Origin of the sequence: Robertmurraya sp., from assembly GCF_036676585.1 — a bacterium.
Taxonomy (GTDB): domain Bacteria; phylum Bacillota; class Bacilli; order Bacillales; family Cytobacillaceae; genus Robertmurraya_A.
This window is the reverse complement of record NZ_JAKFCQ010000025.1, coordinates 48,445-73,126: the sequence shown is the minus strand read 5'-3', so window position 1 is coordinate 73,126 and position 24,682 is coordinate 48,445. Positions and strand designations below refer to the sequence as shown.

Here is a 24,682-nt window from a genome sequence, read left to right as displayed (position 1 = left end):
AATTTTTATAGAAACGAACGGGATATACTTTGATATTAGTTAGGGAGTGACTCACGATGGGTAAAGGAAAGGTGATCGTAGTCGGCGGCGGTCTAGCTGGCTTAATGGCAACAATTAAAGTTGCGGAAGCAGGAAGTCCGGTCGAATTATTTTCATTAGTTCCAGTAAAACGTTCGCACTCTGTTTGTGCCCAAGGTGGTATTAACGGAGCGGTAAATACAAAAGGTGAAGGTGACTCTCCATGGGAGCACTTTGATGATACAGTATACGGCGGTGACTTTTTAGCGAACCAACCACCAGTTAAAGCGATGACAGAAGCTGCACCAGGAATTATCCATTTGCTTGATCGTATGGGTGTTATGTTCAACCGTACACCTGAAGGGCTTTTGGACTTCCGTCGTTTTGGTGGAACACAGCATCACCGTACCGCTTTTGCTGGTGCGACAACAGGGCAACAACTTTTATATGCACTAGATGAGCAAGTACGTCGCCACGAAGTAGCTGGTTTAGTTACTAAATATGAAGGATGGGAATTTCTCGGGTCTGTCATTGATGATGAAGGGGTTTGCCGAGGGATTGTTGCTCAGAATCTCACATCAATGGAAATTAAGTCATTTGCAGCAGACGCTGTAATTTTGGCTACGGGTGGTCCTGGGATTATCTTTGGTAAGTCAACAAACTCAGTAATTAACACGGGCTCCGCAGCGTCCATTGCATACCAACAAGGTGTGTATTATGCGAATGGAGAGTTTATTCAAATTCATCCAACTGCGATTCCTGGAGACGATAAATTGAGACTTATGAGTGAATCGGCTCGTGGGGAAGGTGGACGAGTTTGGACGTACAAGGATGGAAAGCCATGGTATTTCTTAGAAGAGAAGTATCCAGCTTACGGAAATCTTGTCCCACGTGATATCGCCACTCGTGAAATCTTTCACGTCTGTGTTGACTTGAAGCTTGGTATTAATGGGGAAAACATGGTTTATCTGGATCTTTCTCATAAAGATCCAAAGGAACTGGACATTAAGCTCGGTGGTATTATCGAAATCTATGAAAAATTTATGGGTGATGACCCACGAAAAGTTCCTATGAAGATTTTCCCTGCTGTCCACTATTCAATGGGTGGTCTTTGGGTAGATTATGATCAAATGACAAATATTCCTGGGTTATTTGCTGCTGGAGAGTGTGATTATTCTCAGCATGGAGCAAATCGCCTCGGTGCGAACTCCTTATTATCAGCTATTTATGGAGGAATGGTAGCTGGTCCGAAGGCGTTAGATTATATTAGCGGGTTAAGCAAGAACGTTGATTCTATTTCTTCTTCCGTCTTTGATCGTTATGTAAAAGAAGAAGAACAAAAGTGGAATAAGATCATGACATTAGATGGTAATGAAAATGCTTATGTTCTTCATAAAGAGCTTGGAGAGTGGATGACAGACAATGTAACAGTTGTTCGCCACAACGATAAACTATTAAAAACAGACGAAAAAATCGTAGAGCTACTAGAGCGCTATGAAAAAATTAATATTAACGATACAGCTAAGTGGAGCAACCAAGGTGCTATTTTTACTCGTCAGCTTCAAAATATGCTTCAGCTTGCAAGAGTCATTACAATTGGTGCATACAACCGTAACGAAAGCCGCGGTGCCCACTATAAACCGGAATTCCCAGAGCGTAACGATGAGGAGTTTTTAAAGACAACCATGGCTCGATTTGTGGATGCGAAATCAGCACCACACTTCCATTATGAAGAGGTTGACACAGGGTTAATAGCTCCACGAAAGAGAGACTACTCTAAGAAGAAAGGGGATAACTAAACATGTCTGAAAAAAGAACAGTCGTTTTTAAAATTACAAGACAGGATAGTCCTGACACGGCCCCTTACGAAGAAGAATTCGAGTTAGACTATCGTCCAAATATGAATGTAATTTCCGCTTTAATGGAAATTCGTAGAAACCCAGTGAATAAGCAAGGGAAACATACTACTCCAATCACTTGGGATATGAACTGTTTAGAGGAAGTTTGTGGTGCTTGTTCAATGGTGATTAATGGAAAGCCTAGACAATCATGTACAGCACTAATCGATCAGTTAGAACAACCGATTCGTTTAGAGCCAATGAGAACTTTCCCTGTTGTTCGTGATCTTCAGGTTGACCGCAGTCGTATGTTTGACTCTTTAAAGAAAGTGAAAGCTTGGATTCCGATTGATGGCACTTATGATCTTGGACCTGGTCCGCGTATGCCAGAAAGAAAACGTCAATGGGCATATGAGTTATCCAAATGTATGACATGTGGTGTTTGCTTAGAGGCTTGTCCGAATGTAAACAGTAAGTCAAACTTCATCGGTCCTGCTCCTCTTTCTCAAGTTCGATTATTTAATGCTCATCCTACGGGCGAGATGAATAAAGCAGAGCGTTTGGATGCAATCATGGGTGATGGTGGACTCGCGAATTGTGGAAATTCACAAAACTGTGTCCAGTCTTGTCCAAAGGGCATTCCTTTAACAACATCTATTGCTGCATTAAATAGAGATACTACGTTCCAAGCATTTAAAAACTTCTTTGGAAGCGATCAAGTATAAGAAAAATTTTTATTAACCCCTTTGTATGTCAAAGGGGTTTTTCATTTGTCAAAAGAGAGGGCCCCTTGTATAATTAAAGAATGAATATTCATTCATTTGGTTATACAAGGGGGATTTTATGAAAAAGGTGAGCTATATCCACGATTTTGCTACTTGGGAACAAGGTTTCTCCTACTCTAACAAAATAAAAGTTCGCTTTTCAGAGACTGATATGTTTGGACATATGAACAATACGGTTCCATTTGCATATTTTGAAGAATCGCGGATCGAATTTTTTAAACATATTGGCCTTATGCAGGATTGGGTGCAAAAAGAAAGTACAACGATTCCGATTGTTGCTGATCTTCAGTGTGATTTTCTTAATCAGGTTTTTTTTGACGATATTCTTGATATTTTTGTGAAAATCGAATCAGTTGGGAACACATCTATTGACCTTCATTACTTAGGGAAAAAGAAAAACGGGGATGTATGTTTTGTAGGTAGAGGAACGATGGTGCAAATGTGTAAGCGTACCGGAAAGGGTGTTCCTTGGACTGAAGAAACGAGGGGTCGATTTAGACAATCAAACAAAATTCTATCATAGTATTTTCTTAAAAATAAAAATGCTTTCTTTCAAGAATTATAGTCACTACAACCACCTGATGCACATAAGATATGGTGACTAAATATATACCCATCCCGCTGTTCATAGCTGGCGAAGGCAAGGAGGGTTACAATACTTGAAGGAGAATGAATATACTCACAAGCCGTTACTCACCAAACGTGAAAGAGAAGTGTTCGAACTGTTGGTACAAGACAAAACAACAAAAGAGATCGCGGGAGAACTTTTCATAAGTGAAAAAACGGTTCGTAACCACATTTCGAATGCCATGCAAAAGCTTGGTGTTAAGGGGCGATCACAAGCTGTTGTAGAGCTCCTTCGAATGGGAGAGCTAGAACTATAATTCTAGACCGGCTTTCATAATGGAAGCCGGTTTACAATTGTACCCAAATACATTCATAAAATACATTTCTATACTTCCTTCTTGAATTTTAGTGAGAAAAAGGTGAAAATAGTTTAAAAGGCTAGATGTGATTATAATATAGTCATGATCTGAACTCTCAAATAGGGGTTGTGTATTTATGAAAGTAGAAGAAACAAAAGAGATAGAGATTTTTGCTGATATCGAAAAAGATTTGCGTTATATTGCTGGTATTATCAAGCAAAAGGGTAGAGAAATTTTAAGTAACTATACTATTACTCCACCTCAGTTTGTTGCTCTTCAGTGGTTATTTGAAGAAGGCGATATGACAATTGGTGAACTTTCAAATAAAATGTTTCTTGCGTGTAGCACGACAACAGACCTTGTTGACAGAATGGAAAAAAACAAACTGGTAATGCGTGTGAAGGATCCAAATGATCGCCGTGTGGTCCGCATTCACCTTTTAGAAGAAGGGGAACGAATTATTGACGAAGTGATTAAGAAAAGACAGGTATACTTACAGGAGGTTTTAGTTAACTTTTCTAGCGAAGAAGTAATTCTCCTGAAAAACAACTTAATGAAATTACATCAAGAAATGAAAGAAGAATGAGGCGAGATGTTTGAATCAACCGATCGGAGTTATTGACTCTGGAGTTGGCGGATTAACTGTTGCGAAGGAAATTATGCGCCAACTGCCATATGAGCAGATCCTCTATGTAGGAGACACTGCAAGATGCCCGTACGGCCCGAGGAGCGGTGAAGAGGTAAAGAAATTTACATGGCAAATGACGAATTTCTTAGTAAATAAGGGAATTAAGATGTTAGTAATTGCATGTAACACAGCGACAGCCGTTGCCTTAGAGGAAATTCAAAATGAACTTTCCATCCCTGTTATAGGTGTTATCTATCCAGGTGCTAGAACGGCCATTAAGGTAACAAAAAACCACAAAATTGGGGTCATTGGGACTGTCGGAACAATAAAGAGTAATGCATATGAGAATGCTTTGAAATCCATTAATAAGAAATCTAAGGTTACTAGTCTTGCTTGTCCGAAGTTTGTTCCTCTTGTTGAAAGTGGAGAAGTGGATGGACCAATTGTGAAAAAAGTGGTAGCCGAAACGCTAGCGCCAATTAAAAATAAAGGTCTCGATACGTTGATTTTAGGCTGCACACACTATCCATTGCTTGAAAAGATCATAAAGAAAACGATGGGCCCTACTGTGTCTGTAATTAGCTCTGGTGAAGAAACTGCACGTGAGGTAAGTACCATTCTTTTTTATAATGGGTGGCTAACGCCGAATAGGGACGAGCCCCAGCATCAGTTTTATACGACCGGATCAAAGTCTATTTTTCAACGAATCGCTACTAACTGGCTACACGCAGGTGAATTGTCTGTGGAAACCATTAAACTATCTTGAAGGAAGTCTCCATTTTGGAGGCTTTTTTTATTTTTTTCTAGTAATCGGTCTATTTTTTTAAAAGGCTCGTATATATGTAGTACAAACTGTCTTGGAGGGATTATGGATGTCAAAGCATAAAAGTACGACAATTGTATCAGCAGTCATTGTTTCGTCCGTTTTATTATCTGGATGTGGTTTATTAGGAGGAGAAAAAAAGGAACAAATCGATCCTCCAAAAACAGTCACATACACAGAAGATAATGGAACAGCAAAAGTAGTTGAAACGGCAGCTTCAGAAAAGAATAGCGAAGAAGTTGCAGAAAAAGGCGTTATGACCGAATTATATTTAGTAGATAAAAATGGCTATGTTGTACCGCAAACAATCGATCTTCCGAAAACAGAGTCAGTGGCCAAGCAGGCTGTAGAGTACCTAGTGCAGAATGGTCCAGTTACAGAAATGCTACCTAATGGGTTTGCAGCTGTTATCCCAGCTGACACTGCAGTATCTGTGGATATAAAGGATAAAGTAGCAACAGTTAACTTCTCAAAGGAATTTAAGAATTATAAGCCAGAAGACGAAATGAAAATCGTTCAATCTATCACCTGGACGTTAACTCAATTCGATTCTATTGATAAAGTGAAACTTAAAATGAATGGTCATGAATTAACCGAGATGCCAGTGAATGGTCTGGCTCTATCTAAGAGTGGTTTGACAAGAGATAGTGGGATTAACATGGATACTTCAGAAGTTGTCGATATTACCAACACGAGAGCATTAACTGTGTATTATTTAGGTGGTGAAGAGGGTTCATACTACTATGTACCAGTTACAAAGCGTATTAGTAATGACAATAGCGATAATATTACAGCAGTAGTAGAAGAACTTGCCAAAGGACCAACTTATTCTTCTAATTTGTTAAGCGAGTTTGTTTCTGATGTTTCGCTTTTAGATAAGCCGGTTGTAGAGGACGGCAAGGTAACATTAAACTTTAATGAGTCTATTTTAAATAGTTCAGAAGAGAAAATTGTTTCTGATCATATTTTAAATTCACTCGTCCTTTCGTTAACAGAACAAAAGGGAATTGAGAGTGTTGCTGTAACGGTGAATGGAAAGGCTGAACTTGTAAATGATAAGGGTGAAAAGCTTTCCGAGCCTGTGACGCGCCCAGAAAATGTGAATACAGGTAGTTTTTAATAAATTGTTTTTTGATATACTATATAGTGACCAAGTTGAGGAGGCCGGTTATCCGCCTCTTCTTTATTTGGATTTCATCATTTTAAAAGTAGTCTTTCAAAGGAGGAAATATTGTGAGGACTGATGGTCGTCAGGCATCTGAGATACGCCCTATACATATTGATACTGAATATCTTATCCATCCAGAAGGGTCCGTACTAATTACTGTTGGTGATACGAAGGTAATATGTACGGCTAGTATAGAGGAGCGCGTCCCTCCTTTTATGAGAGGAGAAGGGAAAGGATGGATTACGGCAGAGTATTCCATGCTGCCAAGGGCAACACAAACAAGAAATATACGTGAGTCATCAAAAGGCAAGGTTTCAGGAAGAACAATGGAAATCCAGAGGCTGATTGGAAGAGCACTAAGAGCAGTCGTTGATCTTGAAGCAATTGGTGAAAGAACAGTATGGATCGACTGTGATGTTATCCAAGCAGACGGTGGTACTAGGACTGCTTCCATAACAGGAGCGTTTGTTGCAATGGCCCACGCTCTGAATAAATTGCATAAAGATAGAAAGCTTTCAAAGTATCCAGTGGTTGATTTCCTCGCAGCTACAAGTGTTGGAATACTTGAAAACAAGGAAATTGTACTTGATCTCAATTATATCGAAGACTCTGCGGCGCAAGTTGATATGAATGTGGTAATGACAGGGAATGGTGAATTTGTTGAACTCCAAGGAACGGGTGAAGAATCAACATTCTCTTACAATGAACTACAGGATTTGTTGAAAATTGCTCAAAGTGGAATTATGGAGCTTTTCGAAGCACAAAAGAGCGTGTTAGGTGAAGCGGTTGTTGAGAAAATTGAGGATGCAAGGGTTAAAAAAGGTGCGAAGAAATGAAAGAAGTAATCATAGCAACAAAGAATAGTGGAAAGGCCAAAGAATTCGTAAGGATGTTTGAGCCTCTCGGGTTTCAAGTGAAAACTCTCCTTGATTATGAGGAGATTGAGGATATAGAAGAGAACGGAACGACCTTTGAGGAAAATGCTATTATAAAGGCAGAAACGGTTTCAAAGCAATTGAATCGAGCCGTTATTGCTGATGATTCAGGACTTGTTATTGATGCACTAGACGGGAAACCAGGTGTTTACTCTGCTCGTTATGCAGGGGAACAGAAGAGTGATGAAGACAATATGACGAAAGTGTTAAGCGAGTTAAATGGAGTTGAGCCCTCAAAGCGCACGGCGCGTTTTTATTGCGCCTTAGCACTTGCTGTCCCCGGTCAAGAAACGGTCACAGTACATGGTACTTGTGAGGGTGTGATTTTAGATGAGAAGCGAGGGACTCATGGTTTTGGGTATGACCCTATATTTTTTGTAAAAGAGAGAAATAGAGCGATGGCAGAGCTTTTACCTGAGGAAAAAAGTAAGATAAGCCATCGTGCTGTAGCCTTGAGTAATTTAGCAAAGCTACTACCAGAAGTGTTTAAGGGAGAGTAGTCCGATGTCAAAGGTGCTTATTGTAAGTGATAGTCACGGGTTAACGGAAGAATTGAATGAATTAAAGAAGCGGCATAAGGATGTCGAAAAATTTATTCATTGTGGTGATTCTGAGCTTTCAAAAAATGATGAGGCCATTGACCAATTCGTTGTAGTAAGGGGAAATTGTGATTACGAGTCGTTGTTTCATCATGATGAGATTATTGATTTTAAGGGAACGAAATTTCTAGTGACACATGGCCATTTATATAATGTGAAATCTACCTTAATGAATTTAAAATATAAAGCAGAAGAAGTGGATGCTAATATCGTTTGCTTTGGTCATTCTCATCTATTAGGAATTGAAAAGATTGGTAATCGTTTGTTTATAAATCCTGGCAGCTTGCGGCTTCCAAGAGGGCGCAATGAGAGGACGTATGTGGTTTTAAACTTAACAGAACAAGAAGTCGATTTTCATGTGTATGATTTTGACCAAGGAGAAATAGTACAACTTCGACAAAGCTTTCAACTTCACAAATAATCACTTTCATCATATACTATTCAAAGGAGAGAAATCTCCTTTGAATAGTGAAATAATATTTTTGATTTAAAGTGTTGACTTTTTATAATAAGCCTAATATAATAAAAAATGTCCTTAAGAAAACATGTCCCAGTAGCTCAGCCGGATAGAGCATACGCCTTCTAAGCGTACGGTCGGGAGTTCGAATCTCTCCTGGGACGCCATTTACACACCAATAAATACATATTACGCTATAGAAAGTGACGATGTCATTTCTATAGCGTTTTTTTCTATTTCTATATAATTTTAGTTGCCAATAATTTTTGTTAATTAGACAGTTCCTTTGTAAGGAAATGTCTTTTTTTATGTAAAGCATTGATGTACTGAAGTGAATCTTTTGTCAGAAAATATCACAATATTTCTAACAATTGTAACTAATTTTAACATTCTATATATTGAAAAAATTTATACATAATAGTATACTTTCTTTCAAGAAGGACGGATACTCAGTCTATTTTTTCTAAGGCAATCGGGAGGTGTGTTGATGTCAGATGTGAAATTGTTGGAGGTTAGTGGATTAAAAACTTATTTTTACTTAGAAAATAAAGCAGTCGCAAAAGCCGTTGATGGAGTGGATTTTTATATCAGGCCTGGGGAAACCGTTGCTCTCGTTGGGGAATCAGGGAGTGGAAAGAGTATTACTTCCCTCTCCATTATGAAGTTAATTAATAAGCCAGGAAAAATTGAAGATGGTCGAATTTTTTTCAGCGGTAAGGATCTGGTCGGGCTTAACGATAAGCAAATGACGAATGTTCGTGGAAAGGAAATCGGTATGATCTTTCAGGAACCGATGACCGCCTTAAATCCTGTTTTTACTATTGGAAATCAAATTATAGAGACTTTAATTCGCCATAAAAAAATGACCAAAAATGAAGCGAGATTACGAGCAATTGAGCTCCTAAAGGTCGTTGGTTTTCCGCGTGCTGAGGAAACGATGAAGGAATATCCACACCAACTCTCGGGTGGAATGCGTCAGCGTGCTATGATTGCAATTGCTATTTCTTGTGATCCGAAGCTATTAATAGCTGATGAGCCGACAACTGCTCTTGATGTTACCATTCAAGCTCAAATTTTAGACTTGATGGATGAAATGAAAAAGAAATTTAACATGGCTGTATTGTTAATCACGCATGATTTAGGTGTAGTGGCTGAATATGCGGACCGAATCATGGTGATGTATGGCGGCCAAATAGTTGAAGAAACAACGATTGAAAAACTATTTCTGTCACCAAAACATCCGTATACTATGGGATTGCTTGACAGTTTGCCAAGTCTAGAGAAAGAAGTTGATCGACTTGGCGCGATTAAAGGCACTGTTCCTCCTGCGCATCGCTTTCCAGTTGGTTGCAGGTTCTCAGATCGCTGTCCAAAGGTGATGAGCAAATGCCGGGATAAAAACCCGTCTCTGTATGAAACGGATGCAGAAGAAAGTCATCGCGTCCGATGTTACCTGTATGAATAAGGGGGAGTGTGAAATTGTCAGTCATCGAAACAGAAACAAGGTTACATACAGATCAAGATTACATACTTCAGGCGAAAAATATTAAGAAGTACTTTCCCATCAAGGGTGGAATCCTTAAGCATACAATTGGACATGTCAAAGCAGTTGACGACGTTAGTCTTAGTGTATTAAGGGGAGAAACACTAGGGATCGTTGGTGAGTCAGGCTCTGGAAAATCAACACTTGGTAGAGTTTTGCTTCGCTTAATGGATCCGACTGATGGACAAATCGTCTTTGAGGACCAAGATATAACAAAAATGAGATACCGGAAGCTTCGACCCATTCGGAGAGATATGCAAATTGTTTTCCAAGATCCATTCGCCTCGTTAAATCCCAAAATGAGTGTGTCCGAATTAATTGAAGAACCATTAATCGTTCAAACGAACTTAACTAAGGAAGAACGAAAAGAGAAGACGATCAGTCTTTTAGAAAAGGTTGGTCTTCGATCAGAAGATCGATTTAAGTACCCACATGAATTTTCTGGTGGACAAAGGCAGCGTATAAGCATTGCAAGAGCACTAACCTTGAATCCGAAATTTGTTATTTGTGACGAGCCAGTCTCTGCATTGGACGTTTCGATACAAGCCCAGGTACTAAACTTGATGGCCGACTTACAGGACGAATTTAACTTAACTTATTTATTTATCGCCCATGACTTAAGCGTTGTAAAACACATTAGCGACAGAGTGGCAGTAATGTACTTAGGTCGCATTGCGGAAATAGCGCCGAAGAAGAACCTCTACGAAACTCCATTACATCCATACACACAAGCACTTCTATCAGCAGTTCCATCCACAGACATACTACACAAAAAAGAAAAAATCATATTAAAAGGTGACTTACCAAGTCCATCAAATCCACCGTCAGGCTGTACGTTTCGTACTCGTTGTCCGATGGTTCATGAGAAATGCTCTGAGGTGCGTCCCGAGCTTACAGAGGTGGGGAATGGCCATCTAGTAGCCTGCCACCTTTATACAGGCAAATAAGTGCATTTGCTTATGCACTTAAGGAGGTGGTGTGCGCTTTTTAACTGGTTGATTTAGACAAAAATGTTAAAGATTATAAGAGGGGTGAATGGAATGAAGGCAAAGAAAAGTTGGTTGATCATGCTAATGCTTATACTAGTTTTTGGTGTACTGGCAGCATGCTCAGGAAACAAAGAACCTGCTTCATCAGAGAATGAAGGATCGAGTGAAAAGGACCCGGTAAGTGGAGGTACGGTAGTTGGGGCAATGGATACAGCTCCAACAGGTTTATTTAACCCTATTTTTTACACAGAGGCCTATGAATCTAATATTTTATCATTTACACATGAAGGGCTACTTACGCAAGATAAGAACCTTGATTTTATTCCGAACCTAGCGAAAGAGTGGACATTCAATGATGATCAAACTGAAGTCACCTTTAAATTAGATGAAAATGCAAAATGGCATGATGGGGAACCATTTACTGCTAACGACGTTGTATTTACTTATAAAACCATTGCGAGCCCAGGTTATGTAGAAGCGGGTGGAGTTCGTACGCAATATGTTGAAAGATTGGTAGGTTATGAGGAGTTTTCAACAGGAAAGACAACTGATTTCCAAGGGGTTGTTGCTGTTGATGATCATACAGTTACGTTTAAGTTTGCTCAACCAAACGTGTTGGCGCTATCTGATGCTAGCTTTATGATTATTCCTGAACATATCTTCAAAGATATTCCTGTTGCGGAAATTCCGGAAGCTGGTGCTTCACGTAATCCTGGTGAAGTAATTGGTACTGGGCCATTCCAATTTAGTGAAATGGTGCAAGGAGAGCAATATGTACTTAAGAAATTTGCTGATTATTGGCAAGGAGAGCCTAAGCTTGATAGCGTCATCTGGAAGGTCGTTGACCAAGCTGTTATCTTAGGTTTACTTGAAAACGGTGAAATTGATTTTGTTGCCGATCCCAACGGTTTCCAAGCTGCTGACTATGAAACAGTTGATGCCCTTGAAAATGTTGAAATTGTTGAGCAACCTGACTTTGGATACCAGACGATGGGATTGATGCATAATCATCGTTCTAAGGAAGATTCAGAAGCTGGCACAATTAATCCAGCTAACTGGACAGTTAATGAAAAGCTTAAAGACCAAAAAGTCCGTCAAGCGATTGCGTATGCAATTAACCGTCAAGGTTTAGTAGATGGTTTATTGTATGGACGCGGAATTGTTCAAAATTCACCAATTGCAACTCAATTCTGGGCTTATGACGATACAACACCAAATCAATATGAGTTTGACCCTGAAAAGGCAGAAGCTCTACTTGATGAGGCTGGTTACAAGGATGTAAACGGAGATGGTTTCCGCGAAGATCCTAACGGCAAGGAATGGGTACTTAACTTGAATTATCCACTAGGAAATCAAATTCGTGAGCGTTCTGCTCCAATTATTGAAGAGTTCCTAGAAGAGGTAGGAATCAGCATCGACCTTCGCCAGCCGAAGGAAGCAGCAGCCTACTTTGAAGATTTAGAAAAGAACAGCCAAGACTGGGATTTATACTTAATTGGTTGGAGCTTAGATAGTACAGATCCGGATCCAAGTGGATTATGGTCATCTATGGCAGGTTATAACTATTCTCGCTGGAATAATCCTGAAGCAGATCAATTGTTAAAGGATGCATTCACTCCTCCAGATGCATTTGAACAAGATTACCGTAAACAAAAGTATAGTGAGTGGCAAGTTGAGTTCGGTGAAGATCTACCAAGCGTGATCCTATATGCTGCAAATAGCTTATGGGCTCATAACAAACGTCTTCAAGGAATCGATGTACTTCCATACTCGTTCTTAAACGATACTCATCTCTGGTACGTAACGGAATAACAATTGTTGAATAGAGAAAAGAGTGATCGGTAATTATGCCGCGCTCTTTTCTTATTCTGTAAGAATGGAGGGGGAACGGTGTATAAATACTTAATAAGAAGGGTACTCATATTCATTCCGATGCTTTTAGCTTTAACAATTATTGTTTTTGCTTTGATACAGGCGGCTCCAGGTGATCCAATCTCGGGAAAGATTTTTGATCCAAATATTGATCCGGAAGTATTTGAGAAGCAAAAAGAAGCTCTTGGCCTAAATGATCCTATTCATGTTCAATATTGGAATTGGTTGAAAGATGTATTGCAGGGGGACTTTGGAAAATCATTTATTTTTAAGGGTAGAGATGTATCTGATCTTATTGCTGAAAGAATAGGAAACACGTTTTATTTAGGAATTTTTACACTTTTTATTACGATCATTGTTTCGATTCCAATTGGAATATACTCTGCAAGAAAACCATATTCGATTCTGGATTATGGTGCAACAACGTTCGGTTTTTTCGGATTAGCTGTACCGAATTTCTTTTTCGGCTTAGTAGCTATCTATATTTTTTCTATTCAACTAGGGTGGTTGCCTTCACAGGGATCTGTATCGAGCCCTGGGCTTACAGGGATTGAGCTATTTTTTAATAAACTTCAACATTTAATTTTGCCAGGTTTAACTCTCGGATTAGCTGGTACAGCCTCCTACATGAGATTCATGCGTTCTGAAGTATTGGACGTGCTTGGAAGTGATTATATACGGACGGCACGAGCAAAAGGAATGACTGATCGTAATGTCTTGTACAAACATACCTTGCGCAATGCATTAATTCCAATTATTACACTGTTAGGGTTTGAAATTGGGGCATTATTGAGTGGTGCAGTTATAACTGAAGGGGTATTTCAATATCCGGGAATAGGAACATTGTTCTTAAGTTCTATTGGGAATCGTGATTATCCTGTCATCATGGCCATTAATCTAATGTTAGGATTTTTCATTCTCCTCGGGAATTTATTAGCTGATATTTTCTACAGTATTGTTGACCCACGAATCCGCTACGATTGAGGTGAGTAATATGGAACTAAAACAGCAAGAAGCGATGGATACGAACCTAGAGGTGCCTGTTAAACCAGATAAAGGAAATAGTCCTTTTCGAATCGCATTAAAACGATTTTTGAAAAATAAGCTCGCTGTCATGGGAGTCTTTGTGTTACTAGCGATCATTTTAGCTGTCACCTTTGCCCCATTGTTAACAGAGCACAGTCCTACTAAGTCAAATCTCTTATTAATCGAACGTCCGCCGAGTGAAGATCATCCATTAGGAAACGATAGTTCAGGGCGTGATAATCTATCAAGACTCCTGTATGGAGGAAGAATTTCACTTATTGTTGGTTTTAGTGCAATGATATTTACTCTCATCATTGGAGTAACACTTGGTTCTATTGCTGGGTATTATGGTGGTAAGATTGATGCGATCATCATGCGTGCAGCAGATATGATGCTTGTATTACCTTTCCTTGTTCTTTGTTTAACCATTGTAGCCATACTGGAAAGAGTGAACGTTGGAATATTTGTAGGTATCATTGCGATTACTTCATGGCCAAACTTAACAAGAATTATTAGAGGTACATATTTATCGCTTCGAGAACAGGAATTTGTTCTTGGTGCGAAAGCGATTGGTGCAAGTGATTTTAGAATAATATTTAAGCATTTTATTCCGAATGCAATTGGTCCAATCGTGGTTAATGCGACATTAATGATGGCCACGTATATCATTATTGAATCGGGTCTTAGCTTTATTGGATTTGGAATCCCTCAGCCTACGCCAACTTGGGGAAATATGATTTCAGAGGCCCAAAGTTTACGTATTTTACGAAATAGTCCGGAAGCGTGGATACCGCCAGGGCTAGCAATCTTAACGACAGTTTTATGTATTAACTTTATAGGAGATGGTTTAAGAGACGCGTTTGATCCTAAAAGTAATAGAAGATGAAATAAAGAGCCTACTGAATCATTCAGTAGGCTTCTTTCATTTTTTACTAGAGATGGAAAAGAAATATGAAGTAATTTTAAAAATTTTTTTAAAATTAGAAATTGTTATTATATCAACATTGTAAGCGGATACAACTAAATTGACTAATCTAAATTATCAAACAATTCGAAAAAATGGGGTTGACGAGTAAATAAAATGGGCGTAAGATAGTCCTCAAATATACAAATCATTTGTAATATTCAAAAGAAAAACAAAGGGTAAAAAGAGTTATTTTTCGAAAAAATTTTTTGTAATTATTTTATTCATTTAAAGCGGTTTAACTTAAATGCAAAGAGGTGTATTTCGTGTCTGAACAATGGATTTTTTTAAATGGCGAATATGTAACTAAAGAGAACGCCAAGATTTCAGTATACGATCATGGATTTTTATACGGAGACGGTATTTTTGAAGGAATTCGAGTCTACAGCGGTAACGTATTCCGAATGAAGGAACATATGGACCGACTGTACCGTTCAGCAAAGTCAATTATGCTGAATGTACCATACTCACAAGATGAATTCACAGATATTATCGTCGCTACTGTTGAGAAAAATAAAATTGAAGATGCTTATATTCGCGTCGTAGTGTCTAGAGGTGTTGGTGACCTCGGACTCGATCCAAATAAATGTGCTAAAGCGAATGTAGTTGTTATAGTAGAGCCACTTTCTATTTTCCCGAAAGAATTGTATGAAACAGGATTAGAAATTGTGACTGTTGCAACAAGAAGAAACAGACCTGATGTACTTAGTCCAAAAGTAAAATCACTGAATTATTTAAATAACGTGTTAGTTAGAATTGAAGCACATCTTGCTGGTGTTAGTGAAGCACTAATGCTTAATGACCAAGGGTATGTTGCTGAAGGATCTGCTGATAATGTGTTTATTATTCGCGATGGTTGTTTCTATACACCTCCAGGATATATTGGAGCACTTGAGGGAATTACAAGAAACGCCGTTATCGATATTGTAAAAGAGTTAGGCTATGAACTTAAAGAAGAACCATTTACAAGACATGATGTTTACACAGCTGATGAAGTGTTTCTAACAGGAACAGCTGCAGAAGTCATTGCGGTAATTAAGGTAGATGGCAGAGTAATTGGCGATGGTACTCCAGGTGCACTTACGAAGGAGTTATTAGTGAAATTTAGAGAACGTGTTGTTTCTGAAGGTGTGAAAGTGTACTCCAAGGAAGCAACGCCACATGTAAGCTAAGTAAATAGGAAAAAGCGTTGATAAGGAAAAGTAGTTTCATGAAACATTCCTACAGAGAGCCGGGGTAGCTGGAAGCCGGTGGAAATGACATGAAGTGAACTCACCTTTGAGCACTGTCTTGAAAATCTATAGTAAAGGCAGTCGAGTGTCAGACACTCGTTATCAAAACGATCCAATTGTGATCATGAGCGCACGCATTTGCGTGAACAAGGGTGGTACCGTGGATAGGTTTCTCAAGCCTTTCCATCCCTTTAGCCTAGGGTGTAGTAGGCAAAGTAGGGGATGGGGAGGCTTTTTATAATGTTAATTTGTTAGATTATCTAACAAGATTTGAAATAGGGAGGGTCAACAAATGTTGCAAGAAACTGCCTTTACAAAAATGAAGGCTGAAAACGAACCGATTAGTGGTGCAGAATTAATGCTTGAAGCACTAAAGAAGGAGCAAGTAGAGGTAATATTTGGATATCCTGGAGGGGCAGTTCTCCCAATTTACGATAAGCTCTATGATTCTAAGATTCTACACATACTCCCTCGCCATGAACAAGGTGGAATTCATGCAGCAGAAGGTTATTCTCGAGTAACAGGAAAACCGGGTGTTGTAATCGCAACATCAGGACCAGGTGCAACTAACATTATTACTGGGTTAGCTGATGCGATGATGGACTCCTTACCGTTAGTTGTCTTTACAGGTCAGGTGGCAACAGGAGTGATTGGTACAGATGCATTCCAAGAGGCGGATATACTGGGAATTACGACTCCCATAACTAAATATAATTATCAGGTTCGTAGTATTGAAGATATTCCTAGAATTGTGAAAGAAGCATTCTACGTAGCCACAAGCGGACGCCCAGGACCAGTATTAATTGATATTCCTAAAGATATTGCTGCTGGTATAGCAAATGTTCCTGAGGAGCAAGAAATTGTTCTACCAGGTTATCAACCAACTGTTCAACCAAATTATCTTCAGATTAGAAAGCTAACAGAAGCGGTCAGTAGAGCGAAGAAGCCCGTTATTTTAGCTGGAGCAGGAATTCTCTTTGCAGAAGGTTACGAAGAGTTGAAGCAATACGCTGAGCAACAAAATCTTCCGGTCGTGCACACGCTGTTAGGACTTGGTGGTTTTCCTGCTGAACATCCTTTATTCGCTGGACTCGCTGGTATGCATGGGTGTTATACCGCAAATATGGCACTGTATGAATGTGATTTACTCATCAATATTGGAGCTAGATTTGATGACCGCTTAACAGGAAACCTGCAACATTTTGCTCCAAACGCTACCGTTGCACATATCGATATTGATCCTGCTGAAATTGGGAAAAATGTTCAAACGCAAATCCCGGTTGTAGCGGATGCAAAAGAAGCATTAAAGCAGCTAATCGCTCAAGAAGGGAAGCCTCCGGTTCACCAAGAATGGTTGGACACGCTAAATGCTTGGAAGAAAGAGTATCCTTATTTTTATAAGGAAGATGGTCGCTTAAAGCCACAAAAAGTGATGGAAATGCTTTATGAAAAAACAAAAGGTGAAGCGATTGTCGTAACAGACGTTGGTCAGCACCAGATGTGGGCTGCTCAATACTATAAGTTTTCAAAGGCAAACCGTTGGGTAACTTCAGGTGGACTTGGAACAATGGGCTTTGGATTACCTGCTAGTATCGGTGCACAATTGGCCTCACCAGATTCGATTGTGTTATCAATCTCAGGTGATGGTGGATTCCAAATGTGTACGCAAGAATTGGCTGTTATAAGAGAACAAAATCTTCCTGTTAAGATTATCATTCTTAATAATTCTTCGTTGGGAATGGTAAGACAGTGGCAAGAGATTTTCTATGAATCTCGTTTCTCACACAGCAAATTCTCTGGCCAACCTGATTTCGTAAAGTTGGCTGATGCCTATGGAATCAAAGGGTATGTCATTGAAGATGTGGCACAAGCTGAAACGATTTTTAATGAAGTACTAACAAACAATGAGCCAGTATTACTAGATATTCGCATTGATCCAGACGAAAATGTCTATCCAATGATAGCTCCTGGTAAAGGACATCATGAAATGGTAGGTGTGAAACCATGAAAAGAATTATAACTTTAACTGTAATGAATCGCCCAGGTGTGTTAAATCGTATTACGAATCTCTTTTCAAAAAGAAATTATAATATCGAAAGCATTTCTGTAGGTTATTCTGAGCAGGAAGGAATATCTCGCATCACTTGTGTTGTTCATGTTGATAATGATGGTGTGCTTGAACAAATAACGAAACAGTTAAATAAGCAAATCGACGTAATCAAGGTTATGGATATCACAGAGCAATCCATTGTCGCAAGAGAGCTAGCATTAATTAAAGTGGTATCTAACTCTTCGACGAGAAATGAGATTTATTCCTTAATACAGCCGTTTCGAGCATCAGTCATTGACGTAAGCAAGGATAGCTTGGTTATTCAGCTTACTGGTGAATCAGATAAAGTCGAAGCGTTTATTGAATTAATTAAGCCATACGGAATTAAAGAATTGGCAAGAACAGGGACAACCGCTTTCCTAAGAGGGACACAAAAACCTTCTCAAGCGATAAAACCATATTCAATCGTCTAACTAAAAAAAAACTTACTAATGAGAGGAAGAAATAAAAATGGCAAAAATGTACTATAACGGAGACGCAAATCAATCATATCTAAACGGGAAAAAGGTAGCAGTTATCGGATACGGTTCACAAGGTCATGCTCATGCACAAAACATGAGAGAGAGCGGTGTGGATGTTGTTATTGGATTAAGACAAGGAAAGTCATGGGAAAAGGCTGAAAAAGATGGTTTCAATGTATATCCAGTAGGCGAAGCAACAGCACAAGCTGATGTAGTTATGATTCTATTACCGGATGAAATGCAACCAAAAGTATATAAAGAAGAAATCGAACCTAACCTATCAAACCAAGCATTAATGTTTGCTCACGGTTTCAATGTTCACTTTAGCCAAATCGTACCACCAGCTACAAACGATGTACTATTAGTAGCTCCTAAAGGTCCAGGACACCTAGTAAGAAGAACATACGAGCAAGAAGCTGGAGTTCCTGCATTATTTGCTATCTATCAAGATGTAACAGGTAAAGCGAAAGAGCTTGCTTTAGCATATGCATGGGCGATTGGATCACTAAGAGCTGGAGCTTTAGAAACAACATTTAAAGAAGAAACTGAAACAGATCTATTCGGAGAACAAGCGGTTCTTTGTGGAGGTTTAACTTCATTAGTTAAGGCTGGTTTTGAAACATTAGTTGAAGCAGGTTACCAACCTGAACTAGCATACTTTGAGTGCTTACACGAATTGAAGCTAATCGTTGATTTAATGTATGAAGGTGGAATGGAGAACATGCGTTATTCCATCTCTGATACAGCTCAATGGGGTGACTTCGTAAGTGGACCAAGAGTAGTTGACGCTCGCGTAAAAGAATCAATGAAGGAAGTTCTAAAAGACATTCAAGAAGGTAGATTTGCTAAAGGTTGGATCCTAGAAAACCAAGCAAATCGTCCAGAATTCAACGCAATCGTTCAAAAAGAAAATAGCCATTTAATCGAACAAGTTGGTCGCGAGTTACGTGCTATGATGCCTTTTGTCAATAAGGACAAAAAGAAAGAAGTGGTCGTTAGTGCGACGAATTAAAATATTTGATACAACATTAAGGGATGGGGAGCAATCTGCGGGAGTAAATTTAAACCAAACAGAAAAGCTCGAAATTGCAAGACAGCTGGAAAAACTTCAAGTCGATATTATCGAAGCAGGTTTTCCAGCTGCTTCTAAAGGTGATTTTACTTCAGTACAGCAAATTTCTAATACGATTAAAGACTGTTCTGTGACGGGGTTAGCAAGAGCAGTTACTTCAGATATTGATGCAGCATGGGAGGCATTGAAGAACGGTGTAGAGCCAAGATTACACGTCTTCATTGCAACATCTCCTATTCACAGACAATATAAACTGAAGTTAAGTCAAGATGAAGTTGTTGAGAGAGCTGTTCAAATGGTGAAATACGCTGCACAGAAGTTTCCTATTATTCAGTGGTCAGCGGAGGATGCTTGTCGTACTGAGTTGCCTTTCTTAGCTCGAATTATTGAAGAAGTGATTCAAGCAGGTGCGAATGTCATTAACATTCCTGATACGGTTGGTTACATCACTCCTAAAGAGTATGGTGAAATTTTTCAATATTTACACAACAATGTTCCTTCAATCCATAAAGTCTCGTTATCGGCTCACTGTCATGATGATTTAGGAATGGCCATTGCTAATTCATTAGCTGCAGTTGAAAACGGGGCGACACAAGTCGAGGGAACGATCAATGGAATTGGTGAAAGAGCTGGAAATGCAGCACTAGAAGAATTAGCAGTAGCTCTTCATATACGCAAGGATTATTATGATGCTGACACAAGACTACAATTGAAAGAAATTAGCCGTACAAGTAGTTTAATTAGCAAGCTAACCGGTATGGTTGTACCTGCTAATAAAGCAGTTGTTGGTAGAAATGCCTATGCTCATGAATCTGGAATTCATCAGGATGGCGTTCTAAAGGAAAAGTCAACGTATGAGATTATTTCTCCAGAACTTGTTGGTTTCCAATCTAACACATTAGTTCTTGGAAAGCACTCAGGAAGACACGCTTTTAGAAATCGATTAGATGAACTTGGGTTAACAGTTGCAGATGAGGATGTCACTCAATTATTTACTGTCTTTAAAGAATTAGCTGATAGAAAGAAAGAGATGACAGACGAAGACCTTGCAGCGATTGTACTCGAGCAAAAGTTATCTAAGGATGAGCGTTTTTACGAACTACTGGCGATCCAAGTACAATATGGAACGAATCAAATACCTACAGCTACTGTTACGCTGTCAGGCAATCAAAATGAGATCATTCAAGAGGCTTGCACGGGAAGTGGCAGCATTGAAGCGTTATATAATACGTTGGAAAAATGCGTGAATGGCAGTGTTCATTTACTAGACTACCGAATCCAGTCTGTTGGAGCTGGTAGAGATGCTTTGGCCCAAGTGTTTGTAAAGCTCAAGTTTAATGGAGAAGAAACAAGCGGTCGAGGATTGGCTCAAGATGTTCTTGAAGCATCAGCCAAGGCATACTTAAATGCGGTGAATCGTGTAATATACATGGCTGCAGTGACCGTTTAATAAATGTACATTTTAATGGAGGGGAAACAAGATGAAGAAGCAGATTGCAGTGCTACCCGGAGACGGAATTGGCAAAGAAGTAACTAAAGGTGCGGTGGATGTACTGCAGGCTATTGGTGATAGATTTGATCATCAATTTGAATTTACGTATGGACATATTGGTGGAGTAGCTTATGAAGTAACAGGGAGTCCACTTCCAGATGAGACAGTTGAACTGTGTAAGCAAAGTGATGCTGTACTTTTAGGTGCGGTCGGGGGGCCAAAGTACGATACTTTACCTGTACATCTCCGTCCAGAGAGAGGATTACTTAAGATTCGTAAAGACCTTGACCTTTATGCAAACTTGCGCCCAACTACTTTTTATGCGAGTCTAGCTGATTCATCACCCCTTCGCAAAGAGATTATTCAAGATGTGGATATGTTAATGGTTCGTGAATTAACAGGTGGATTATATTTTGGTAAGCCGAGTGAGCGTCGAACAGTGGATGAGAAAGAGGCAGTGGTTGATACTCTTTTTTATAAACGTGAAGAAATGGTTAGGGTTATTGAATTAGCCTTCCAACTAGCAGACAAACGAGGGAAGAAGGTTACATCTGTTGATAAAGCGAATGTATTAGAATCAAGCAGAATGTGGAGAGAAGTAGCTGAGGAAGTGGCAAAACGCTATCCATCGGTAAAACTTGAGCATATGCTTGTAGATAATGCAGCGATGCAATTAATTAAAAATCCAAAGAGTTTTGATGTTGTTGTTACTGAGAATTTATTTGGGGACATTTTAAGCGATGAAGCTTCTGTATTAACGGGATCTTTAGGGATGCTTCCATCAGCTAGTTTATCTGAAAATGGTCCGTACTTATATGAACCAATTCATGGGTCTGCTCCTGATATTGAAGGGAAAAATATTGCTAATCCTTTAGCGGCTATTCTTTCAGCGGCAATGATGCTTAGAGTATCGTTTGGTCTAGAAGAAGAAGCAGCTGCTGTTGAAAAAGCGGTTGATGAAGTATTAAATGCTGGATTGCGAACAAAAGATATTTTATCAGAAGGAAAAAGAGCGGTGTCTACGTCAGAAATGGTAGCTGAAGTAAAGGCATGTATTTTAGGACATGAAACAATTTCAAGTATTATGGGTGCATACGCATAAATTCTGGCTAACAATTAATATCTAAACGACACGGCCTAGCGCGCCGTGTCTCTTTTAAAAAGGAGGTAAAACGATGGGGAAATCAATAATTGAAAAGATTTGGGATTACCATGTTGTACAAAAAGAAGAAGGGAAACCAGACTTACTCTACATTGATTTACATTTAGTTCATGAAGTTACTTCTCCGCAAGCATTTTCAGGACTAAGAATGAAAAATAGAAAGGTTCGTCGTCCAGATCGAACTTTTGCTACGATGGATCACAATGTGCCAACTGTAAATAGAAAGCAAATTAACGATGTGGTGGCAAAGAATCAAATGACGACACTTGAAAAAAATTGTCATGAGTTTGGTGTTCCTTTAGCTGATTTAGATAGCCCTGACCAAGGGATCGTCCATGTTATCGGTCCAGAGCTAGGGTTAACTCAGCCTGGGATGACAATTGTTTGTGGAGATAGTCATACTTCCACACATGGTGCGTTTGGTGCATTAGCATTCGGAATTGGTACAAGCGAAGTGGAGCATGTTCTTGCCACACAAACTCTTTGGCAATCAAAGCCGAAAACTTTAAGGCTAGAAATTAACGGAAAACTTTCAAGCGGAGTTACAGCTAAGGATGTTATTCTTTATGTCCTTTCAAAATATGGAGTTCAGTTTGGAACAGGATACGTTATTGAGTATTGTGGAGAAGTAATTGAAAGCCTCTCAATGGAAGAAAGAATGACCATTTGTAATATGTCAATTGAAGGTGGGGCTAGAGCAGGGTTAGTAGCTCCGGATGAAACGACATTCTCTTATCTAAAAGGTAGAAAATTTGCTCCGTCAAAAGAAGAGTTTGATAGATACGTAGAACATTGGAGTGCTTTTACATCTGATAAGGATGCAAAGTATGATCGAGAAATTGTAATAGATGGTTTTGATATTTCACCAATGGTTAGCTGGGGGACCAATCCAGCAATGACAGCTAAAATAGAAGACTCTATTCCAACAGTTGCAGATTACGAGACAGAAATTGAGAAGAGCTCACTTGAAAGAGCATTACAGTATATGGGCCTAAAACAAGGGCAAAAAATTGAAGATATTAAAATTCAGCATGTCTTTATTGGGTCTTGTACAAACTCAAGAATTGAAGATATCCGTAAAGCAGCAGAAGTAGTAAAGGGACAGAAGGTACATCCTAGTGTACGTGCATTATTGGTTCCTGGATCTCAAGGGGTCAAGCAACGAGCTGAAGAGGAAGGTTTACATCAAATCTTTATTGAGGCTGGGTTTGAGTGGAGAGAATCAGGTTGTAGTATGTGCTTGAGCATGAACGATGACGTCGTTCCTCCTGGAGAGCACTGTGCATCTACTTCTAATCGTAACTTTGAAGGTAGACAAGGGGCAGGAGCTCGAACTCACCTAGTTAGTCCAGCAATGGCTGCAGCAGCAGCACTTTACGGTCATTTTGTTGATATCAGAAAATTAACTCCTGCAGAAGTACGATAAGGAGGGAGGAAAAATAATGTTTACTATTTTTGAAGGCGAAGCAGTTGCACTAGATCGTGCACATGTAGATACGGATCAAATTATCCCAAAGCAATTTTTAAAAAGAATTGAGAAAACAGGATTTGGAAAATATTTATTTTTCGACTGGAGATATAACAGTGATGGCTCCGATAATCCTGAGTTTGAATTAAATCACCCATCAAAGAAAAATGCTTCCATTCTAATTGCGAATGAGAACTTTGGATGTGGGTCATCAAGGGAGCATGCTCCATGGGCCCTACTAGATTATGGCTTTAAGGTAGTTATCGCACCATCATTTGCCGATATCTTCCACCAAAACTGCTTGAAAAACGGTATGCTTCCCATTGCATTAGAGGAAGAAAAAGTGAAGGTATTATTAGAAAAAGGGAAAAACCCAGGCTATAAATTAAAAATTGATTTAGAAAACCAAACAATAAGTGATGCTGAAGGTCTATCAGAGTCTTTCGAGATTTCATCTTATTGGAAAAAGATGTTGATCAATGGCTGGGATGAGATTGAAATTACCCTTCAATTAGACGAGCAAATTAATACCTATGAAAAGAATAGAGCATTGTTAACAAAGTAAATAATAGATATTGGATTGTCGACAAAAGGCAGCGAGAAGTTCATTTTTTCTCGCTGCCTTTTGTCCTTTTTGTTGGTTGGAATGGTTGAGAAAAGGCTGATTTCCGCTCCAGGCGCTTGCTTTCCGGGGGGCAGTTCATTTGCTCTTGCGGGGTCTCACCTGTCCCGCTGGATCCCCCAGGAGTCAAGCACCTTCCGCTCCAACCAGCAGTGTTTGACTTTAAAAATTAACTAGGGAAACTTGTATATTAAGCTTTCCTAAGTCATCTCCAAACAAGTTGCAAAGTCAGACCTCGTAAGGGTATCCCTGGGCTACTATTCCTTTCCATCGCATCAGTAAAGACACCTTTGCTCGTTTCTTTTAGTTACCAGTTGATCAATAGCTGGCATTTTTAATTGTTCACGTTAATTGAATTGGTTTCTCTTCATCAAAGAACTCACCTCAGAATGTTTTAATCTATTTTTTAGATGAATTTCAATTGATTGGAGCGTAGGGTGGCGACTCCTGCGGGAAAAGCGGGAAAGTCGAGACCCTGGACTGAGCGCAGCG

General features: G+C 39.3%; 23 protein-coding genes, 1 tRNA gene and 1 other annotated feature. All 24 genes read left to right on the top strand.

Annotated features, from left to right (window positions below):
• The first annotated feature begins 56 nt into the window (after window positions 1-56).
• The 24 genes from sdhA to leuD all read left to right on the top strand — a co-directional run bounded on the left by sdhA (window position 57) and on the right by leuD (window position 24,133).
• On the top strand, window positions 57-1,817 hold the full coding sequence (gene sdhA, locus ACGLXV_RS02145) for a succinate dehydrogenase flavoprotein subunit (RefSeq protein ID WP_119709319.1): 1,761 nt from the start codon (window positions 57-59) through the stop codon (window positions 1,815-1,817).
• Window positions 1,818-1,819: 2 nt separating this feature from the next.
• On the top strand, window positions 1,820-2,581 hold the full coding sequence (gene sdhB / locus ACGLXV_RS02140; protein WP_119709318.1) for a succinate dehydrogenase iron-sulfur subunit: 762 nt from the start codon (window positions 1,820-1,822) through the stop codon (window positions 2,579-2,581).
• A gap of 118 nt (window positions 2,582-2,699) precedes the next feature.
• Entirely contained in the window at window positions 2,700-3,164 is a 465-nt protein-coding gene (locus ACGLXV_RS02135; RefSeq protein ID WP_119709317.1) for an acyl-CoA thioesterase, read from the top strand.
• Between the two features lie 136 nt (window positions 3,165-3,300).
• Entirely contained in the window at window positions 3,301-3,525 is a 225-nt protein-coding gene (gene gerE, locus ACGLXV_RS02130) for a spore germination transcription factor GerE (protein WP_009796032.1), read from the top strand.
• 178 nt (window positions 3,526-3,703) lie between these two features.
• Window positions 3,704-4,153 carry a MarR family winged helix-turn-helix transcriptional regulator gene (locus tag ACGLXV_RS02125; protein ID WP_119709316.1) on the top strand — a complete coding sequence of 150 codons (450 nt, stop codon included), beginning with the start codon at window positions 3,704-3,706 and terminating at the stop codon, window positions 4,151-4,153.
• Window positions 4,154-4,163: 10 nt separating this feature from the next.
• Window positions 4,164-4,961, top strand: a complete 798-nt coding sequence (gene racE, locus ACGLXV_RS02120; protein ID WP_391557306.1) for a glutamate racemase — start codon at window positions 4,164-4,166, stop codon at window positions 4,959-4,961.
• Between the two features lie 106 nt (window positions 4,962-5,067).
• On the top strand, window positions 5,068-6,138 hold the full coding sequence (locus ACGLXV_RS02115) for a GerMN domain-containing protein (protein WP_391557305.1): 1,071 nt from the start codon (window positions 5,068-5,070) through the stop codon (window positions 6,136-6,138).
• A gap of 113 nt (window positions 6,139-6,251) precedes the next feature.
• Complete coding sequence (gene rph, locus ACGLXV_RS02110) at window positions 6,252-7,022, top strand: ribonuclease PH (protein WP_391557304.1); 771 nt, start codon at window positions 6,252-6,254, stop codon at window positions 7,020-7,022.
• Entirely contained in the window at window positions 7,019-7,621 is a 603-nt protein-coding gene (locus tag ACGLXV_RS02105) for an XTP/dITP diphosphatase (RefSeq protein WP_391557303.1), read from the top strand. Before rph ends, ACGLXV_RS02105 begins: the two co-directional genes overlap by 4 nt.
• 4 nt (window positions 7,622-7,625) lie before the next feature.
• Window positions 7,626-8,141: a metallophosphoesterase gene (locus ACGLXV_RS02100; protein ID WP_391557302.1), complete on the top strand. Its 516-nt coding sequence runs from the start codon at window positions 7,626-7,628 to the stop codon at window positions 8,139-8,141.
• Between the two features lie 126 nt (window positions 8,142-8,267).
• Window positions 8,268-8,344, top strand: a tRNA-Arg gene (locus tag ACGLXV_RS02095).
• Window positions 8,345-8,664: 320 nt separating this feature from the next.
• On the top strand, window positions 8,665-9,642 hold the full coding sequence (locus tag ACGLXV_RS02090; RefSeq protein ID WP_391557301.1) for an ABC transporter ATP-binding protein: 978 nt from the start codon (window positions 8,665-8,667) through the stop codon (window positions 9,640-9,642).
• A gap of 14 nt (window positions 9,643-9,656) precedes the next feature.
• Window positions 9,657-10,667 carry an ABC transporter ATP-binding protein gene (locus ACGLXV_RS02085; RefSeq protein WP_391557300.1) on the top strand — a complete coding sequence of 337 codons (1,011 nt, stop codon included), beginning with the start codon at window positions 9,657-9,659 and terminating at the stop codon, window positions 10,665-10,667.
• 93 nt (window positions 10,668-10,760) lie between these two features.
• A complete protein-coding gene (locus ACGLXV_RS02080) occupies window positions 10,761-12,521 on the top strand; it encodes a peptide-binding protein (RefSeq protein ID WP_119709308.1) in 1,761 nt (586 codons plus the stop codon).
• 78 nt (window positions 12,522-12,599) lie between these two features.
• Complete coding sequence (locus ACGLXV_RS02075) at window positions 12,600-13,565, top strand: ABC transporter permease (protein ID WP_119709307.1); 966 nt, start codon at window positions 12,600-12,602, stop codon at window positions 13,563-13,565.
• Window positions 13,566-13,575: 10 nt separating this feature from the next.
• Window positions 13,576-14,493, top strand: a complete 918-nt coding sequence (opp4C, locus tag ACGLXV_RS02070) for an oligopeptide ABC transporter permease (protein ID WP_119709306.1) — start codon at window positions 13,576-13,578, stop codon at window positions 14,491-14,493.
• A gap of 344 nt (window positions 14,494-14,837) precedes the next feature.
• The gene (ilvE, locus tag ACGLXV_RS02065) at window positions 14,838-15,743 is read left to right on the top strand and encodes a branched-chain-amino-acid transaminase (protein WP_119709305.1); all 906 of its coding nucleotides are present in this window, start codon (window positions 14,838-14,840) and stop codon (window positions 15,741-15,743) included.
• Window positions 15,744-15,751: 8 nt separating this feature from the next.
• Window positions 15,752-15,997, top strand: a binding site (T-box leader).
• Window positions 15,998-16,095: 98 nt separating this feature from the next.
• Window positions 16,096-17,811 (top strand): acetolactate synthase large subunit, encoded by a 1,716-nt coding sequence (ilvB, locus tag ACGLXV_RS02060; protein WP_391557299.1) that lies wholly within the window; start codon window positions 16,096-16,098, stop codon window positions 17,809-17,811.
• Entirely contained in the window at window positions 17,808-18,326 is a 519-nt protein-coding gene (gene ilvN / locus ACGLXV_RS02055; RefSeq protein ID WP_119709303.1) for an acetolactate synthase small subunit, read from the top strand. The genes ilvB and ilvN overlap by 4 nt, the downstream gene beginning before the upstream one ends.
• 37 nt (window positions 18,327-18,363) lie before the next feature.
• Window positions 18,364-19,386: a ketol-acid reductoisomerase gene (ilvC, locus tag ACGLXV_RS02050; protein ID WP_119709302.1), complete on the top strand. Its 1,023-nt coding sequence runs from the start codon at window positions 18,364-18,366 to the stop codon at window positions 19,384-19,386.
• Window positions 19,373-20,896: a 2-isopropylmalate synthase gene (locus ACGLXV_RS02045; protein ID WP_391557298.1), complete on the top strand. Its 1,524-nt coding sequence runs from the start codon at window positions 19,373-19,375 to the stop codon at window positions 20,894-20,896. The genes ilvC and ACGLXV_RS02045 overlap by 14 nt, the downstream gene beginning before the upstream one ends.
• A gap of 31 nt (window positions 20,897-20,927) precedes the next feature.
• A complete protein-coding gene (gene leuB / locus ACGLXV_RS02040) occupies window positions 20,928-22,040 on the top strand; it encodes a 3-isopropylmalate dehydrogenase (protein WP_391557297.1) in 1,113 nt (370 codons plus the stop codon).
• Between the two features lie 73 nt (window positions 22,041-22,113).
• Window positions 22,114-23,526, top strand: coding sequence for a 3-isopropylmalate dehydratase large subunit (gene leuC, locus ACGLXV_RS02035; RefSeq protein ID WP_119709300.1), 1,413 nt, complete (start codon window positions 22,114-22,116; stop codon window positions 23,524-23,526).
• 16 nt (window positions 23,527-23,542) lie between these two features.
• Entirely contained in the window at window positions 23,543-24,133 is a 591-nt protein-coding gene (gene leuD / locus ACGLXV_RS02030; RefSeq protein ID WP_391557296.1) for a 3-isopropylmalate dehydratase small subunit, read from the top strand.
• The last annotated feature ends 549 nt before the right edge of the window (window positions 24,134-24,682 follow it).

Excerpts from the sequence above, each read along its gene's own strand:
- leuD (WP_391557296.1), top strand. The coding sequence starts at position 23,543 with ATGTTTACTATTTTTGAAGGCGAAGCAGTTGCACTAGATCGTGCACAT.
- ACGLXV_RS02105 (WP_391557303.1), top strand. The coding sequence starts at position 7,019 with ATGAAAGAAGTAATCATAGCAACAAAGAATAGTGGAAAGGCCAAAGAA.
- ACGLXV_RS02080 (WP_119709308.1), top strand. The coding sequence starts at position 10,761 with ATGAAGGCAAAGAAAAGTTGGTTGATCATGCTAATGCTTATACTAGTT.
- leuC (WP_119709300.1), top strand. The coding sequence starts at position 22,114 with ATGGGGAAATCAATAATTGAAAAGATTTGGGATTACCATGTTGTACAA.
- ACGLXV_RS02100 (WP_391557302.1), top strand. The coding sequence starts at position 7,626 with ATGTCAAAGGTGCTTATTGTAAGTGATAGTCACGGGTTAACGGAAGAA.
- sdhB (WP_119709318.1), top strand. The coding sequence starts at position 1,820 with ATGTCTGAAAAAAGAACAGTCGTTTTTAAAATTACAAGACAGGATAGT.
- sdhA (WP_119709319.1), top strand. The coding sequence starts at position 57 with ATGGGTAAAGGAAAGGTGATCGTAGTCGGCGGCGGTCTAGCTGGCTTA.
- leuB (WP_391557297.1), top strand. The coding sequence starts at position 20,928 with ATGAAGAAGCAGATTGCAGTGCTACCCGGAGACGGAATTGGCAAAGAA.
- ACGLXV_RS02115 (WP_391557305.1), top strand. The coding sequence starts at position 5,068 with ATGTCAAAGCATAAAAGTACGACAATTGTATCAGCAGTCATTGTTTCG.
- opp4C (WP_119709306.1), top strand. The coding sequence starts at position 13,576 with ATGGAACTAAAACAGCAAGAAGCGATGGATACGAACCTAGAGGTGCCT.
- ACGLXV_RS02125 (WP_119709316.1), top strand. The coding sequence starts at position 3,704 with ATGAAAGTAGAAGAAACAAAAGAGATAGAGATTTTTGCTGATATCGAA.
- ilvC (WP_119709302.1), top strand. The coding sequence starts at position 18,364 with ATGGCAAAAATGTACTATAACGGAGACGCAAATCAATCATATCTAAAC.
- ilvB (WP_391557299.1), top strand. The coding sequence starts at position 16,096 with ATGTTGCAAGAAACTGCCTTTACAAAAATGAAGGCTGAAAACGAACCG.
- ilvN (WP_119709303.1), top strand. The coding sequence starts at position 17,808 with ATGAAAAGAATTATAACTTTAACTGTAATGAATCGCCCAGGTGTGTTA.
- ACGLXV_RS02090 (WP_391557301.1), top strand. The coding sequence starts at position 8,665 with ATGTCAGATGTGAAATTGTTGGAGGTTAGTGGATTAAAAACTTATTTT.
- ACGLXV_RS02135 (WP_119709317.1), top strand. The coding sequence starts at position 2,700 with ATGAAAAAGGTGAGCTATATCCACGATTTTGCTACTTGGGAACAAGGT.